Here is a 16,122-nt window from a genome sequence, read left to right on the forward strand (position 1 = left end):
AGTGTACACGATGCGCTGCTGGCCCCAGGTCACCGCGCCCCCCTTGGGCGGGTAGCTACAACTGACCACGTTTGCAGCCCTTGTGGGGACACTTTCGACCGCTCGAAGGGCAGTTCAGGCGCTGTTCAGAAATACACCGCTATCCTGACCCCCAAGCTATCCCAATTGCCCCGCAAGGGAGGGCAAATGCAGAAACCTCAACGACTACATGAGGCGAGCGCCATGCTGTTGGGAGCCCTTACGGCCCTCAGCCCCGTTCTCGCCCAGGAGGTGATCGTCGATCATCCGCCGTCGACCTACGCCGACGAGCTGGGCACCGTGTGGGTGGACGCTGACGCGCGCGCGCCATCACAGCGCCAGGATGCCCACGATCCGCCCGCCCGCGGCTACTCCTTGACCGAGTTGGAATCGCTGATCGGCCCCTACGCCCTGTACCCGGACGATCTGCTCGCCATCGTGCTCCCTGCATCTACCTATCCACTTCAATTGGTAGAGGCCAAGCGCTACCTGCAGGATCTAGATGCGGGCGTCCAAGGCGATGTTCCTGAGCACTGGGACGATGCCATCGTGGCCCTGTTGAACTACCCCGACGTCCTCGATCTGATGGACAGGGATCTCAACGCTACTTGGCGCCTCGGTGATGCGGTGGTCCACCAACGCGAGGACGTCCTCGCCGCTGTGGAGCAGTTCCGCCTGCGCGCCTACGACGCGGGCAACCTGCGTTCGGATCAGTATCAGCTGGTCAACGTAGAGGATGACATCATCACTGTGGAGCCTGTGGATGATGAGGTGCTCTACGTGCCGGACTACGAACCGGACCAAGTGGTGCTCTACCAGCGCCAACCGCAGCGAGTGTTTCGTTACTACCCGCGCCCGTGCCCGATCTACTACTACCCCTATCCGGCAAGCTATCGCTTCTCATCGTCGCGCTTTTGGGGCGTAACGAGCTGGTTCAGCATCGGCTGGGGGGCGTCCAGCCTGTTCGTTCATGATCGCTGGCACCTAACCCACCCCTTCTACGGCTCTCGCTACGCCTCGCCCTTCTACCGCTCGCCGATCGTGGCGTCACCGGTAGTGGTGCAGCCGGTGATCGTGGATCCCGGTGCCAACCGTTGGCGGCCGGGACCCCGGTACGGGGATCGGCCGCGGGGGCGCGATCGCGGGCGTGATGTGCGCGATGCGGTACCGCCGCCGTCGCGGGCGATCTCGCCTGCACCGTCACGCACCGCCAATACGCGTCGCTACAACAGCGGTGCGCGCGATGGCGGTGTGGAGCGCTTCAGCGTGCGCAGTGAGCGCGACCCGGATGCAGCGCTGCGCACGGTGCCGAGGACTGCGTCGACGACAACGGCACGAGCTGTGCGTGCGTCGACGACAACGAGCAGGCGTGAGTCGAAGCCACAGACCGCGCGCACGCCACGTGAGGTGCGGCCGCAGCAGTCGGTGGCACAACGCGATGCGAAGCCGCAGCGCGCCCCGACGAGCGCTCGTGAGCTAACCTGGCTGCGGTCGATCGCCGTGGAGCGTGATGCGCGGCCGCAGCGCTCGACGCGGGAGGAGGCGCGGTCGACTTCTAGTCGTAGCGCGTCGTCGAGTCGTAGCGCGTCGTCGAGTCGTGGCGCGTCGTCGAGTCGTAGCAACTCCTCTAGCCGAAGCGCCAGTGCTTCTTCCTCGCGATCGAAGCCGAAGGCGTCGTCCTCGAGTCGGTCCGCGTCGCGATCAAAGCCTCGCTCGTCCAGTAGCAGTAGTCGTGCTCAGCCCAAGCGATCGACCAGCGCTCAGTCGAAGCACAAGCAACGCCAGTAGCGAGGGCCACTGCCCGCCGGGATCATGCCCACCCGGCGGGACTTCCCGCCCAGGTTTAGGGACGACGCAGGCGTTGCGGTCGCGACCGCGGCACCTGCACGATCTCTCCGCGCGCTTCTAGGTCTTGCTTCACCGAGGTGACGTACCAGCCACGTGATACCTCCGCGGTAAACACTTCGTGATCAAGGTGGGGTTCTATCAACGCCTTGAGATCACCAAAGGGGATGCCTTCGTCGTCCTTAGGGATTACGCGCAGCAACGCCGCACGCATGCCATCGTACTTGGCTTTCTCGATGTTCACCCCCTTCTTGCCTTGGGGGTGCATGGTCATGAAGCGCTCGGCTTTGGTTTCACTCATCGTCGTCTCCTTGAGAATAGGCGCAGGATGCGGACCCAAAGGCCTTGTTCGCTCTCCATGCAAGCCTGATCGTCCGGCGTGTGGCCGGTCGTGTCGTCGAGTAGGGCGGGCAGTCGTTTGCCGTAGAGCGTGCGATTGCCGATCTGCAGGATCCGTTGCACCAGGCGCGCCTTGAGGCCGCGGAATCCTGAATGCTCCATGTGCAGACGTGTGCCGTCGCCTTCCGGCGCGAGCCTGAAGCGCACGTGAGTGTCGAGGGGGCCGCCGTGCCATGAGAAGGCCAGGGTGTTGGGCGCTTCGAGTTCCAGCACTTCGCAATGCACCACGCCATCGAAGCCCGGCCCGGGTTCCGTGCGAAAGGTGAAGCGATGTCCCACCACTGGCGCAAAGTCGTTAGGCATCAGCCAGCGCGCGAGGAGCTCCGGCGTGGTCAGGGCACGCCAGACGGCCTCAGGCGGATGGGGGTAGAAGCGATCGACGCGGCAGACGCCTCCTGTGCTCACGACGAGGCTTCCTCGTCCAGCACCGCGCCAAGTGCATCCAGTCGCTCGTTCCAAAAGCGTTCGTAGTGTGCGACCCAATCCGCCACCGATCGAAGCCCTTCGGCTTGCAGCGAGTAGTGTCGCTGTCGCCCCGCCGAGCGTGCGGCGACTAACCCGGCGTCGCGCAGCACCTTGAGGTGCTTTGAGAGGGCGGGTTGAGTGAAGCAAAAGTGCGCGAGCAGATCGTTGACGGTCCGCTCGCCCTCGCTCAGAAGGTCGAGGATGGCGCGGCGGTTGGGGTCGGAGACGGCGCGAAACACGGTGTCCATGTCGCGAAGAATATATAACCGGTTGGCTATAGGTCAATAGGCCACGGGCGAACCACTCGAAACATGTGCCGCGAGCGCGGCCCGATCCGGTGCTGTCACCCGCGCCGCGAGGTGCTGCTCGCCAAGGCGAAACAGCGAGCTGCGGTGATACCATGGCGCCCTTTATCCATCGCACTCGCAGCTGCCCTGTGCTAACCCTACTGCTCAATGCCCGTCTCGCGACGGCGCCGCCTTCCGACGCTGTGAGCACGCTGCTGATCGGCGGTGGCAAGGTGTTGTGGTTCGGCACCCATACGCCGCGGCTGGACGATGCGCTCGAAGTGGACGTGGTGGATCTGGACGGCGCCCTCACCCTGCCGGGCCTCATCGATGGTCATACGCATATGACCGGCGGTGGTGGCGAGTCCGGGTTCGCCAGCCGCGTACCGCCGGTGGCCTTGAGCCACTACACCTCCGCGGGCGTAACCTCCGCCGTTGGTCTACTCGGCACGGACGATACCACCCGCGACACCCAGTCCCTGGTGGCGTCTGCTTACGGTTTGCGCGAGCTCGGTCTCGGCGCCTGGTGTTACACGGGCGGCTATCATGTGCCTCCGGTCACGCTCACGGGCAGCGTGCGTGGGGACATCGTCAACGTCGATCCGATCTTGGGCGTGGGCGAACTCGCCCTGAGCGACCACCGCTCGAGCCAGCCGACCTTGGAGGAGCTGCTGCGCGTTGCGAGCGACTGCCACGTGGCCGGTCTCATCACGGGCAAGGCCGGCATCTGTCACCTCCATCTTGGGGACGGCCCGCGTGGCCTGTCCATGGTGCGTGAGGCGCTCGCCCTGAGCGAGTTGCCACCTCGCGTTTTCAACCCCACGCACATCAATCGCCAGGTGGCCTTGTTTGAAGAGGCGCTAATACTCGCGCGAAGCGGCTGCTACGTCGACATCACGGCCTATGAACTTGCCGATGGCGACGCCGGCTACGGCGCCGTGGAGGCGATGCAACGCTATCTGGCCAGCGCCGCGCCGGCCGACCGCATCACCATCAGCTCCGATGGCGGCGGCTGCCTGCCCCAGTTCGATGCCGACGGCGTGCTGACCCACATGGACATCGGCACACCCGCGACCTTGGCGGGGACGCTGAAGGCCCTGCTCCAGCACGGCGCCGACCTACAGCGCACGGTGGCCGCCTTTACGGCCAACCCAGCCCGCCTGCTGCGCCTCCCAGGCAAGGGGGTGATCGCCGAGGGCGCCGATGCGGACCTGGTGGTGCTGGATGCGCAGTACGATATTGACTCGGTGATGCTGGGTGGCGCCTGGCACCGCCGCCACGGCGAGCAGCTCGTCCGCGGCCCCTTCGAACAGCGATAGCAACGAGGATCTCAGACACCGATGCCCCCGGCGAAGAGCGTAGAGAACACCGAACGCGGTCTGATCATCCCTATCGGCGGCGCGGAGGAGAAGCTGCAGGACCCGAAGATCCTGGATCGCTTCGTGGAGGAGTGTGGCGGCGGCAACGCGCGCATCGCGATCATCCCCACGGCCTCGGAGCTCGAGGATACGGGCCGCAACTACGAGAAGCTATTTCGACGATTAGGTATTCCCCACGCGCAGGTGCTCAAGTTCGAGACCCGCGCAGAGTGCACCGATGGTGCCGATCTCGAGTACATCGAGCGCGCCGACGGTGTGTTCATGACCGGTGGCAACCAGCTTCGCCTGTCAACCACGCTAGGTGGCACGGAGGTGGCACGGCTCATCCGCCGCCGCAACGCTGAAGGCATGCACGTGGCCGGCACCTCGGCAGGGGCTGCCTTCATGCCTGAGCACATGATCGCCGGCGGCTACGAAGGCTCGACGCCCATGCCGGATATGGTCACTCTGGCACCGGGCCTTGGCCTTACCAACGCCTTCATGATCGATCAGCACTTCCGTCAGCGGGATCGCCTGGGACGCCTGCTCACGGCGCTGGCCTACAACCCCTTCGTGGTTGGCATCGGTCTCGATGAGGACACGGCCGCGTTCATTCGCCCCGGCGACTCGCTGGAGGTGGTCGGTAGCGGTGGCATCACCATCGTCGACCCTACCGAGCTCAGCCACTCCTCCATGGACAGTGCGCGCCGTGGCGAGCCCGTGAGCCTGATCAACGTGCGCTTGCATATCCTCGTGCACGGGGGACGCTTCGACATCTCGACGCGCGAGGCGCATCCGGAGTAGCTCCCCGTCGGCCACCCTGGCTGGCGATGGTGGCCGGGGCCGCGGCGCCGGTTAGGTCCGCCCCGGCGAACCGTGCACCAGTTCGCGGTTACCGGCATCGGCGGCGCGCTCACTTGCGGAAACGAGTCATGCGCCCGGGTGTGGGCCCTGGGCTCGCGTACGGTGAGAGAATCGACCGCTGCAACCGTGATACCGGGTCATGACGGCTACGGCTGACGAATACAACGCGATCCCCGCCGCCGAGGAGCTCGAGCGTCGGCTTCTGCAGATCATGTTCAAGCACACGCCCACGGCCAGCGTGGGTGCCCTGCTGGTGTTTCTGATCGATCTGTACCTGTATCGCGAGGCCCTACCGGGCGCGATGCTGACGGTCTGGGGGGCGCTCTTCGCCGCGGCCTTCGTCGCTCGGTTCGCAGTCTACGGGCTGTACCTGCACTCGCCGGATCGCTTCGCCCCCACGACCTTTCGCTGGCTGTTCACTGGGTGCGTGGCCCTGCACGGCATCGCCTGGATGCCCTTGATCCACGGCGCCTTAACCTTGGACGACGCCTCGATGCACATCTACGCGGTGCTGTCGGTGACGGGAATGGCCGGTGCCTCCCTGGGATCGATGGCCGCATGGCGCAGCATGTTTGCTGCCTTCGTAGCGCCATTCGCCTTCGCCACCCTCAGCACGGTGGACATCGCATCTGGCCAATGGGCCGGTCCCCTCGCCCTATGGACGGTGTTCTTCGGCTTCATCTTTATGTGTTCTCGGGTGGTCAATACCACGCTCGTGGACGCTGTGCGCTCGCGCCTGCGCAACGAGGAATTGGCCAACGAGCTGCGTCGGCTGGCCGAGCGGGACCCGCTGACCGGTCTGTTCAATCGCCGGCGCCTGGAAGATGAGCTGGAGTCGGCCTGGATCGCCGCCGAGCGGCGGGATCGTCGGGTGGGCGTGCTCATCGGCGACGTCGACTACTTCAAGGCCTACAACGACACGCTCGGACACCAGGCGGGTGATGACTGCCTACAGCAGGTCGCGAAGGTGCTCCAGGAGCTGTATCGGCGAGGGGAGGGCGTGCCCGCGCGCCTGGGCGGCGAGGAGTTCGTCGTCTTACTGCGCGAAGTACAGAGCGATGCGCACCTGAAGACCGTCGCGGAGCGCATTCGACAGGGCCTAGAAGCCGAAAAACTCACCCACCCTGCCTCGCCCTTGAGCCCCCATGTGACGATGAGCGTTGGCGCGGCCACCGCAGCCCCTCGCGATGAGCACGCCTCCATGTCGATGTTGCTGGAGCTCGCCGACCAGGCGCTCTACCGCGCCAAGCAAGCCGGTCGCAACCAGACAATGCTCATTCCAACCGTGTCCGGCGAGTCCTCCGAGGAGCGGCCCGCGGCGAGCGCCTAGTGGTGGAGGCTAGGCCCTCTCGGCCTTCGATCGCATAGGCGAAACGAGGGCAGCGCGATCGCCGCAGTCCGGGCGCCGGGGAGCGAACTTGTGACGCGCTTCACACTTTGGAGATTCCACCTCCGCAAATCGCTGGAACGACTAGTGTGGCCCCGCCTGTCCGGGTGCTACCGTTCGTCCGATGCGCTCCACACTGGAAAATGGATTCACCTTGTTGGAGCTGATGATCGTCGTGGCGATCGTCGGCATCCTCGCGTCCATCGCGATTCCCGCCTACCTGGACTACGCCGTGCGCGCCAAGGTCACGGACGGCGTGCTCGCCGCGGCTTCGGCGAAGAACGTGATCGGTGAGTACTACTCGGTGTTCGCCGAGCTGCCCCCAGGCGGTGACAACGAGGGCGCTGGCCTGCGCGCCGAGAGTGAGAGCCCCTACATCGAGTCCATCGATTGGCACCCGGACCAGCGCATCGAGATCGAGTTCGACGAGGCCGCCCTAGGCATCGGCGGGCAGCTCGAGCTGGGCCTGCAACCGGTGCCCTCCGGCAGCGCCATGCGCTGGCAGTGCGGCCAGGACGGCAATACCTCGGAGCAGAACATCAAGTTCGTGCCGGCCGAATGCCGCAGCGTCGTCTTCTAGGCCCCACACCCCTTGGCCGACCCTAAGCGGCCCCTTGCATCCGCGCCGGCCCCCGCGCCTATCATGGTGAGCTCGAAGTCCCGGCCCACCAACGGAAGGTACCCATGCGGATTCTCTCCACCAACGTCTACGTCGGCCCGAACCAGTACGCCCACTTCCCGGTGATTCGCCACGTGCTCGACCTGGGCGAGCTCGAGGAGTGGCCCACGGGACGCCTCGGCCCCGCCTTCGTAGACGGACTGTTGAAAGCTCTGCCGGGCCTTGACGAGCACGGGTGCTCCTACCGTGAGCCGGGCGGTTTCGTGCGCCGCCTGCGCGAGGACGAGGGCACCTGGCTCGGCCACGTGATGGAGCACGTCGCGTTGGAGCTGCAGTCCGTGGCGGGGCAATCGGTGACCTACGGTCGCACCCGCTCCGTGCCCGACACGCCAGGCCACTACACCATGGTGTTCCAGTACAAGGATCGCGACGTGGGCAGGGAGTCCAGTCGCCTGGCCCTGAAGCTGTTGCACTACTTGCTACCGGCGCAACTTAAGCCGAGCGACGCGCCTGGCGAGGACTGGAACTTCGATGAGGAGCGCGACGACTTCATTCGCTTCGCCCAGCGCCGCGCCTTGGGGCCGTCGACGGCGTCCCTGGTGGAGGCTGCGGAGGCGCGCGGTATCCCTTGGATTCGCCTCAATCGCTACAGCCTCGTGCAATTTGGCCACGGTCGCTACCAGGAACGCATTCAGGCCACCTGTACGGGCCGAACCAGCAACATCGCCGTAGAGCTAGCCTCGGACAAGGAGGAGACCAACGCCATCCTGCGCGATCTCGGTTTGCCGGTCCCGCAGCAGTTCACGGTGCAGTCTGCCGCCCGAGCCGTACGCGCCGCGGAGCGCATCGGCTACCCGGTGGTGGTCAAACCGCTCTCCGCCAACCATGGCCGCGGCGTCACCACCAACCTGTTCACCCCCGAAGACGTTGAGGTGGCCTTTGAGAAGGCCGCCGAACACGGTCGCTCCATTCTGGTGGAGAGCTTCATCCAAGGCCTCGACCATCGTCTGCTGGTGGTAAACGGAGAGCTCGTGGCCGCGGCCAAGCGCGTGCCTGGCCACGTGGTGGGCGATGGCGAGCATACGATCCGGCAGCTCGTTGATATTGTCAATGAAGACCCGCGCCGCGGTGTCGGGCATGAAAAAGTGCTCACGCGCCTGGAGTTCGATCACCAGGCGGAGCGACTCCTTAAGGAGCTCGGCTATACGGCGGATACGGTGCCACCCGCCGGCGAGACCGTATACCTGCGTACCACCGCTAACCTCTCTACGGGCGGCACGGCCATCGACGTGACGGACGTGATCCACCCGGACAATCGTGAGATGGCGATCAAGACCATCCTTGCGATCGGCTTGGACGTGGGCGGCGTGGACTTCCTCACCACAGACATCACCCAATCCTATCGTGAGGTTGGCGGTGCTATCTGCGAGGTCAACGCCGGGCCTGGCTTCCGCATGCACGTGGCGCCCAGTGAGGGCAAGGCGCGTGATGTGGCGGGTCCGGTCATCGATATGCTGTTCCCGCCGGGTACACCGGCGCGAATCCCGATCGCCTCGGTCACCGGCACCAACGGCAAGACCACCACCTCGCGCATGCTCGCCCACGTGCTTAAGTTCGCTGGCCATACGGTGGGGATGACCTCCACAGATGGTGTGTACATCAACGGCCAGCTCAGCGTGACCGGCGACATGACCGGTCCGGTGTCCGCCCAGATGGTGCTGCGCGACCCCACGATCGACGTCGCCGTGATGGAGACCGCGCGCGGCGGGCTTCTGCGCGGCGGTATGGGCTACAGCGAGTGCAACGTCTCCTGCTGCTTGAATGTTTCTGGCGATCACCTAGGCCTGAAAGGCATCGATACGATCGAGCAGCTGGCCGAGATTAAGCGCATCCCGATCGAGGTGGCCCGCGATGCAGTGGTGCTGAACGCAGACGATCCAAACTGTCTCGCCATGGCGGACCATACGGAAGCGAAGCGCATCTGCTACGCCACGATGAACCCTCAGCACCCCTTGGTGAAGGAACATATCCGTGCTGGAGGCCAGGCGGTCGCTCTGGAGGAGGGTATCAATGGTCACATGATTACCCTCTACGATCAGGAAAATCACATCCCGCTCCTGTGGACGCACCTGATTCCGGCGACGATGGAAGGGCGGGCGATGCACAATGTGCAAAACGCGATGTTCGCTGCCGCCATGGCTTACAACATGAACGTGGCGCTGGACGATATTCGCCAGGGTCTGCGTACCTTTGGGTCCTCCTTCTTCCAAGCGCCGGGACGCATGAACGTGTTTGATGAGCACGAGTTCAAGGTCATTCTCGACTACGCCCACAATGAGGCGGCGGTCGGCGCTATCTGCGATTTGGTGCAGCTGCTCGATGTGAGCGGTAAGCGCATCTTGGTGCTGGCCGCGCCCGGTGATCGGCGCGAGGAGGACATCGTCAACATCGCGCGTGCGGCCGCCAAGGGCTTCCATCATTACATCTGCAAGTCGGACGACAACCCGCGCGGCCGTGAGCCAGGCGAGGTGCCTAAGATCCTGAAGGCGACGCTCATTGAGGAAGGCGTGCCCGAGGATGCGATAGAGGTTGTGCCCGACGAGCAGGAGGCGACCCAGCGCGGGATGAGTGTCGCCAGTGCCGGTGACCTTGTGCTGGTGCTAGGTGACAACATCAAGCGTTGCTGGAAGCAGATCATTTACTTCGATAGTGCGGCCAAGCGCGAGGCGAGCAAGCCAGCCTCGGTCGAGCCTGCCCGTCGCCCCTTGCCGAGCTTGCGCGGCTTCGAGATGGATGCGGAGGTGGAGGTGATCCGCGACGAGCGGGGGGTGCGCCTGGCCGCCGTGTACGACGAGGACGGCGACTAGTGCGGCGTGCTCGTGCAATCGCGCAAGGCGGCCTCGCCCGCTGTCGGCGACGAGGCTGAGCCGCCATGGAACTGCTCGACGCGCGACGGCTGACGGGCAAGAGCCTGCTCTGGGATCACCCCGGTGCCACCGCCAACCTCGGGCTGGCTGAGGCCGATGATGGCGAGGCGATCGCCGGGGCCTGGATGGCCATCGCCCGAGAGGTGCTGGCCTCGGTGGGGTGGGCCGATGAGCAGGCGACCACCCGCGAGGTGATCGGGGGCCTGTGCCTCGCGGTCTCCGCACCGATCGACGCGTTGTACGCCGCCGTGGACCTGATCGAGTACTCCGTCGCCCTCCTCGTGGAGCGCTTCGGCGGCGAGGCGGTGGAGGAGGCCACCGACGGCGCGGTGACTCGCCTGCGCAGGGCCATCGAGGAGGAGCGCAATCCGCCACTGCTCGCCTTGCGCGATGCGGCGCGCGAGCGCGCCGTGGCGTTCTTTTGCGATGACGACGAGGCCTCAACAGGGATCGGCCGAGGCTCTCACACGTGGCCCGTCGGCGATCTTCCTTCGCAGCTTCCCGAGGACACCTTCGACATTCCCGTAGGACTGGTGACGGGCACCAACGGCAAGACCACCACCGTCCGACTGTTGACGCAGATGATCCGAGCCGCCGGACTCAAGGCAGGGCTGAGCTCCACCGATTGGATCGGCGTCGACGATGAAATCCTCGATCGCGGTGACTACGCAGGCCCTGGCGGCGCGCGCGCCGTCGCGCGTCACCGCGAAGTGGACGTGGCCGTGCTGGAGACGGCGCGCGGAGGCTTGCTACGGCGAGGCCTAGGCGTAGAGCGGGCCGATGCAGCCCTGATCACGAACATCGGCGAGGACCATCTCGGCGATTTCGGCTCGCGCAGCGTGGAGGAGTTGCTCGCGGTGAAGTGGGTGGTGACCCATGCGCTCGATGCGCGTGGGCGCGCGGTGTTGAATGCCGACGATGCCCGTTTGCTGGTCCGCGCGACCTCGCACCCGCTCGCCGCGCCGATCACCTGGTTCACGCTTTTTGCCGACACGCCCTTCATCCACAAGCACCTCGCTGCAGGCGGCAGCGCGGCCTACGCGCGTGACGGCAAGACCCTGTGCTTTGCGCAGGGCGAGGCGATCAGCGAGATTATCGATGTGGACGACGTGCCCATCACCCTCGGCGGCGCCGCACGGCACAACGTAGCGAACGCCTTGGCTGCCATCGCCATGGGCAAGGCCTTGGGGCTCGACACGCTCGCCGTAGAGGCGGGGCTGCGCCAATTCACCGCCGAGCGCAATCCTGGTCGCTGTAACCTGTTCACGGTGGATGACGGTGTGGAAGTGCTCCTCGACTTCGCTCACAACGTGGATGCGATGCAGGCGATCTTCGACATCGCCCAGGCGCGCACGGCGAAGCGCCGCGCCCTGTGCTTCTGCCAGGCCGGTGACCGTCCCGACCAGGACATTTGCGCCTTGGCCCGTGCCGCGTGGCGTATCGGCCTAGAGCGCGTGGTGGTGTCCGAGCTGCCCGACTACCGCCGGGGGCGAGAGCCGGGCGAGGTGAACGAGATCATTCGTAGGGCGCTTCGCGAGGCGGGCGCGAGCGCGGAGCAGCTTGCCTACCACCAAACGGAAGTGGCGTCCCTGCGCGACGCGCTGGCTTGGGCCCAGCCCGGTGATCTGGTGATCATGCTCGGGCTGGGCGAACAGGCCGCTCTGTTGGAAGAGTTGCGCAGCCGCGCCGCCCCAGACGCCTAGGCTGCCGCTCGTGAGAGCTGGAAGAACTTGGGCTCGCTCAGGCCGCGTAGACGACGAGCGCACTGGCGATGCTTGCGGAGCATCTGTGGCGCCTCATTCGTCAGCGTCATGCAGAAGCGTCGCGGCAGCCGCTCGTAGAGCGAGCGAGGAGGTTTGCCGTAGCGCAGGGCCTTCAGGCGGTTGCCGGTCTCGAACTCATGGTAGTACACGTGATCGATACCCAGCTCTCGCCAGACAAACTCTATCGTCGCCGTCAGGATCGCCTCCTGCCACAGGCCACGCAGCTCCTGCAGCAGCGTAACCAAGGCTGGCGCGGGCGCTTCGCGCTTGCTCACGTACCACTGCAAGTCGCGCACGAAGTCGCTCTGCACCTCCTCGATCAGGGCCTCGTTGGTGTGGAAGTCCAGATCCAGGCGAGCCCAGGCGAGGGTCTCCCGGTAGTGGGGTTGGTCGGGCCGCCGCGAGGGATGGCCCCAGCAGTTGAACCAGGTGGGATCTTCCGTGAAGCGCCTTAGGCACGCCATGTCACCCGCGTTGATGTTCAGCTGCAGGACGAGGTTGTGGCCGCCGCGAGAGGTTTGGTACCACGCGTGGCGTCCCCGCTCGCCCCAGGTGCTGAGGGTCAACACGAAGCCGCGCGGACGCGCAGCGGGCCAGTAGGCGCGGAACGTGTCGGGGTCCACGTGGCCGTCTCCGCGCATTGCCATCGCTGCCTTTACCGCCGGTTGCTCCAGCAGCTTGCGGTAAGCGCGCTTGCGCAGGGCGTTCACTGGTGTTCGCTCGCCGATCAAATGCGATAGCAGCACCAATGCGTAGCGCTGGGGGTAGTAGTGAAAGAGCGTGCGATCGCTAGGCAGGCACGCGATGATCTCCTTCGCCGTATCGAGGTGCATGAGAGTGCCTTCGCTGTTGGGGCCGTCGACAAAAAACGGGCACAAAAAACCCGGCAACTGCCGGGTGTTAGCGAGGCGCTTGCGCACCAATGGCCTGGCAGCCGCTTAGCTAGCGTTTGGTAATGTCCGCAGGGGCAATCAAGGGAATGCCCTGCTACAAAGCTGAAGATCAAACATGGCGCCCTCCAGGCGTCAGGTGGAACGAGGCGCCGGACCTTACGAATTCTCTTGGTGCTTGTCAAGGCGATGAGCGTGGCTGGATCGTGTCGTGCATTGCGTTTACACGCGGGGCCGCCGATCCTAACGCCTGTTGGATCAATAGACTTTGATGGGCGAGGTATCGTGCCGCTCAACACCCTGATACAAGCCGCGTATCGGCACCGGCGTGAAGCCGGGCTTTGGTTCGCGTATCTCGCGCTCTCGAATGCGGTGGGCGCCACCTCGGTGCTGATCGAATTTCACCGCATCGCCCGTGAGGTCGGCGTGTGGGAGCCCTTCGTCTGGGAGTTCTCGAGTGGCCTCAGTACCTTAGCGTTGCTGCCGGCGGTGCTTTTGCTTGAGCGCCGCTACCCTTTCACAGCCGAGCGGTGGCAGCCCCCCCTGGCCGTGCACCTGCTTGCCACCATCCCCTTCTCATTACTTCACGTCGCCCTTATGGTGGGGCTGCGCAAGGTCGCTTACGTCGCGGCGGGGAGCTTCTACGATTTCGGCGGCGGTCAGCTCGCGCTCGAGTTGCTCTACGAGTGGCGCAAGGACCTCATGACCTATGGCAGCATCGTGTTCATCGTCAACGCATACCGTGTGTTCCGGGAGCGGGCCGAGGGCGAGGCGAACTACGTACCCCCGCGCGGGTCAGGTGAGGGCTCGTCACAAGCCGTCTTCCGCGTCACGCGCCGCGGGCGCGATGCGCAGCTCGCCCATGGCGATGTGCATTGGATCGAGGCAGCGGGTAACTACGTCATCCTGCACACGCAAGCGGGGAAGTTCATGATGCGTTCCACCCTCAAGGCACTCGAGTCGCGTCTCGAGGGAACGGCGTTCCTTCGAGTGCACCGCTCGGCGATCGTGAACCTCACCCAGGTGGCCGATTGGCAGAGTGAAACTGGGGGTGGAGGCGTCCTGGCACTGCGCTCGGGAGAGCGCATCGCTGTCAGTCGCCGCCTGTTGCCGCACCTGCGTGAGGCCCTGGCAGCTGCGTAAGGCATTGATTTAGTAGAGCGCCGCTGATCCCCTCATCCCTCCGTGTCATTCGCTGTGGTGCTCGTCACAAAGGTGGGTGAGCCTCGCTGCCGGGGCCTATCGTCGAGCGCTCGGTAAGCAATCGGGATGCCCCCATGAACGACCTTTCTCGGCCGGCCCTGCTGCTCGTGTTGCTAGCGATCTCGGCAGGCGCGCAAGCGGGCGAGCCCGCGCCTTCGCCCTGGCCCCAGTATGGCGGCAGCGCTGCGGGCACACGCTTCACGGAGGCCTCGCAGATCACGCCCACCAACGCGCATGCCCTGACGGAGGCCTGGCGCGTGCGCACGGGCGATGCCACAGGCGTAGGGGAGGAGCCGGTGTCGCACTTCAAGGCGACCCCTGTCCTGGTCGGCGGCAAGCTCGTGGTCAGCACGGGCTTCAACCGCGTCTTGGCCCTGGATCCCGGCACCGGAGAAGTGCTTTGGCGGCACGATCCTGGCGTAGATTTCAGGGTGCGCTACTCGGAGATGTATACCTCGCGGGGTGTGACCGGGTGGATGGACCCGGCGCCGCCAGCACAGGCGGACACGGCGTGTAGCACGCGCATTTTCCTCGCTACTCTGGATGCCCGCTTGATCGCCCTGGACGGCGACAGTGGTCAGCGTTGCCAGGACTTCGGCACCGAGGGTCAAGTAGACCTCTCGCAAGGTGTCGTGAACTTCCGCCGCGGTGAGTACTCGGTGACGACGCCGCCGACGGTGGTCGGCGATGTCGTCGTAGTGGGCTCCTCCGTGGGAGACAACGGCGGTGTGCGCTTAGACCGCGGCACCGTGCGCGCCTTCGACGTGCGCAACGGCCGCCAACGGTGGGGCTTCGATCCTCTGCCGCGCGCCGAGGACGCACCGGGCGCGCGCAGCTGGGCCGCGGGCACCGCCGGTGACACCGGGGCGGCCAACGTGTGGTCGGCGATGGCCGCCGACCCTGCCCGCGATCTGGTGTTCCTGCCTACTACCTCGCCCTCGCCGGACTTCTACGGAGGCGCGCGCCTCGGCGATGGCAAGTACGCCAACTCCCTGGTCGCCTTGCGCGCGAGTACCGGTGAACTAGTGTGGGCGCGCCAGCTCGTCCATCACGACCTGTGGGACTACGACCTCGCCTCCCAGCCGATGCTGATTGACGTGGAACGCGATGGTGAAGCGGTCGCTGCGGTGGTCCTGGCGACCAAGATGGGCTTCGTCTTCGTCTTTGATCGTGAGACCGGGCGGGCGCTGCACGAGGTACGCGAGCGTCCCGTGCCCGCATCGGCCGTGCCAGGGGAGCAGGCGGCGAAGACCCAACCCTTCCCGGCGATCCGCTTGCATCCAACGGAACCTGATGAATTCGTTCGCTGGGCGGCGGACGACGGTCATCGAGAGCGTTGCGATCGCCAGCTCGACGGCGTCCAGTACAACGGCATCTTCACGCCGCCGAGCATCGATCGGGCAACGCTCCTCTACCCTGGCAACTTCGGCGGTGCCAACTGGGGATCTATGGCCTATATGCCCGATGAGCGCTTGGCTTTCGTCGCCGTCAATCGCGTACCGACGGTCGTGCGACTGATTCCCCGCGCAGAGTTCCGCGCTGCCGCACGTCGGGGCGAGCTGAACGGGATACCCGCTCAGTTCACGGCGCAGGCAGGCACGCCCTACGGTATGGCACGCTACGACGTTTACGACCGGGAGACAGGTCTCCCTTGTCAGCGCGGACCATGGTCGACGCTCGTCGCCCTCGACCCCGCCTCGGGCGCCGTGCGCTGGGAGGTGCCCGTGAGCAAAGCGCCAGGCGTCGATGCCGCCTCGCCGGCGGCAAGCTGGGGGTACTTCGCGGGCGGCGGCCCGCTCGCGGTGGGCGGTGGCCTCGTGTTTCTGGCCACGCCTCACAATCACACGTTGGCCGCATTCGAGGCCGCCACGGGGCAGCAAGTCTGGGCGTCGCTCGTGCCAGCGCAGCCCTTCGCAACGCCCATGTCATACCGCTGGAACGCTCGCCAGTACGTGGTGGTCGCCGCCGGAGGGTCGGGAGCAAACGGAGAAGGACGGGGCGACTACCTGCTGGCCTTCGCCCTGCCGAAAGTACCGCAAGCACCGACGGTGCGCTGATGAAATCGTTCACACAGGGCGTGGCGCAGTGAGGATGGGC

The 16,122-nt window shown here is 65.6% G+C and carries 13 protein-coding genes; 9 read left to right on the forward strand and 4 right to left on the reverse strand.

Annotation, left to right across the window (positions count from 1 at the left end):
• Positions 1 to 186 precede the first annotated feature (186 nt).
• Positions 187 to 1,806 (forward strand): DUF3300 domain-containing protein, encoded by a 1,620-nt coding sequence (locus tag AAGA68_07665; GenBank protein MEM9384924.1) that lies wholly within the window; start codon positions 187 to 189, stop codon positions 1,804 to 1,806.
• Between the two features lie 55 nt (positions 1,807 to 1,861).
• Here the strand turns inward: AAGA68_07665 and AAGA68_07670 are convergent, their stop codons facing one another.
• Genes AAGA68_07670 through AAGA68_07680 form a run of 3 tightly spaced genes read right to left on the reverse strand, consistent with a single transcriptional unit; the run spans position 1,862 to position 2,975 of the window.
• Positions 1,862 to 2,164, reverse strand: a complete 303-nt coding sequence (locus AAGA68_07670; GenBank protein MEM9384925.1) for a hypothetical protein — start codon at positions 2,162 to 2,164, stop codon at positions 1,862 to 1,864.
• The gene (locus AAGA68_07675) at positions 2,161 to 2,667 is read right to left on the reverse strand and encodes an SRPBCC domain-containing protein (protein ID MEM9384926.1); all 507 of its coding nucleotides are present in this window, start codon (positions 2,665 to 2,667) and stop codon (positions 2,161 to 2,163) included. The genes AAGA68_07670 and AAGA68_07675 overlap by 4 nt, the downstream gene beginning before the upstream one ends.
• Positions 2,664 to 2,975: a metalloregulator ArsR/SmtB family transcription factor gene (locus tag AAGA68_07680; protein ID MEM9384927.1), complete on the reverse strand. Its 312-nt coding sequence runs from the start codon at positions 2,973 to 2,975 to the stop codon at positions 2,664 to 2,666. Before AAGA68_07680 ends, AAGA68_07675 begins: the two co-directional genes overlap by 4 nt.
• Positions 2,976 to 3,127: 152 nt before the next feature.
• Between AAGA68_07680 and iadA the strand changes: the two genes are divergently transcribed.
• From iadA to AAGA68_07710, 6 genes are all read left to right on the forward strand, one after another.
• Positions 3,128 to 4,333 (forward strand): beta-aspartyl-peptidase, encoded by a 1,206-nt coding sequence (gene iadA / locus AAGA68_07685; GenBank protein ID MEM9384928.1) that lies wholly within the window; start codon positions 3,128 to 3,130, stop codon positions 4,331 to 4,333.
• Positions 4,334 to 4,354: 21 nt separating this feature from the next.
• On the forward strand, positions 4,355 to 5,176 hold the full coding sequence (locus tag AAGA68_07690; GenBank protein MEM9384929.1) for a cyanophycinase: 822 nt from the start codon (positions 4,355 to 4,357) through the stop codon (positions 5,174 to 5,176).
• 199 nt (positions 5,177 to 5,375) lie between these two features.
• Positions 5,376 to 6,566, forward strand: a complete 1,191-nt coding sequence (locus AAGA68_07695; GenBank protein MEM9384930.1) for a diguanylate cyclase — start codon at positions 5,376 to 5,378, stop codon at positions 6,564 to 6,566.
• 181 nt (positions 6,567 to 6,747) lie between these two features.
• Positions 6,748 to 7,203, forward strand: coding sequence for a prepilin-type N-terminal cleavage/methylation domain-containing protein (locus AAGA68_07700; GenBank protein ID MEM9384931.1), 456 nt, complete (start codon positions 6,748 to 6,750; stop codon positions 7,201 to 7,203).
• A gap of 104 nt (positions 7,204 to 7,307) precedes the next feature.
• Positions 7,308 to 10,109, forward strand: coding sequence for a cyanophycin synthetase (gene cphA / locus AAGA68_07705; GenBank protein MEM9384932.1), 2,802 nt, complete (start codon positions 7,308 to 7,310; stop codon positions 10,107 to 10,109).
• A 65-nt stretch (positions 10,110 to 10,174) separates the two neighbouring features.
• Entirely contained in the window at positions 10,175 to 11,872 is a 1,698-nt protein-coding gene (locus AAGA68_07710; protein ID MEM9384933.1) for a Mur ligase family protein, read from the forward strand.
• On the opposite strand, the gene AAGA68_07715 is transcribed toward AAGA68_07710, so the two are convergent.
• Positions 11,869 to 12,765, reverse strand: a complete 897-nt coding sequence (locus tag AAGA68_07715; protein ID MEM9384934.1) for a hypothetical protein — start codon at positions 12,763 to 12,765, stop codon at positions 11,869 to 11,871. The two genes, AAGA68_07710 and AAGA68_07715, sit on opposite strands and share 4 nt — an antisense overlap.
• Positions 12,766 to 13,107: 342 nt before the next feature.
• Between AAGA68_07715 and AAGA68_07720 the strand changes: the two genes are divergently transcribed.
• Both AAGA68_07720 and AAGA68_07725 read left to right on the forward strand, forming a co-directional pair.
• Positions 13,108 to 13,965 (forward strand): LytTR family DNA-binding domain-containing protein, encoded by an 858-nt coding sequence (locus tag AAGA68_07720; protein MEM9384935.1) that lies wholly within the window; start codon positions 13,108 to 13,110, stop codon positions 13,963 to 13,965.
• Between the two features lie 134 nt (positions 13,966 to 14,099).
• Positions 14,100 to 16,082 (forward strand): PQQ-binding-like beta-propeller repeat protein, encoded by a 1,983-nt coding sequence (locus AAGA68_07725; protein ID MEM9384936.1) that lies wholly within the window; start codon positions 14,100 to 14,102, stop codon positions 16,080 to 16,082.
• Positions 16,083 to 16,122 lie beyond the last annotated feature (40 nt).

The sequence above is a fragment of the Pseudomonadota bacterium genome, assembly GCA_039193195.1.
GTDB lineage: Bacteria > Pseudomonadota > Gammaproteobacteria > Steroidobacterales > JBCBZW01 > JBCBZW01.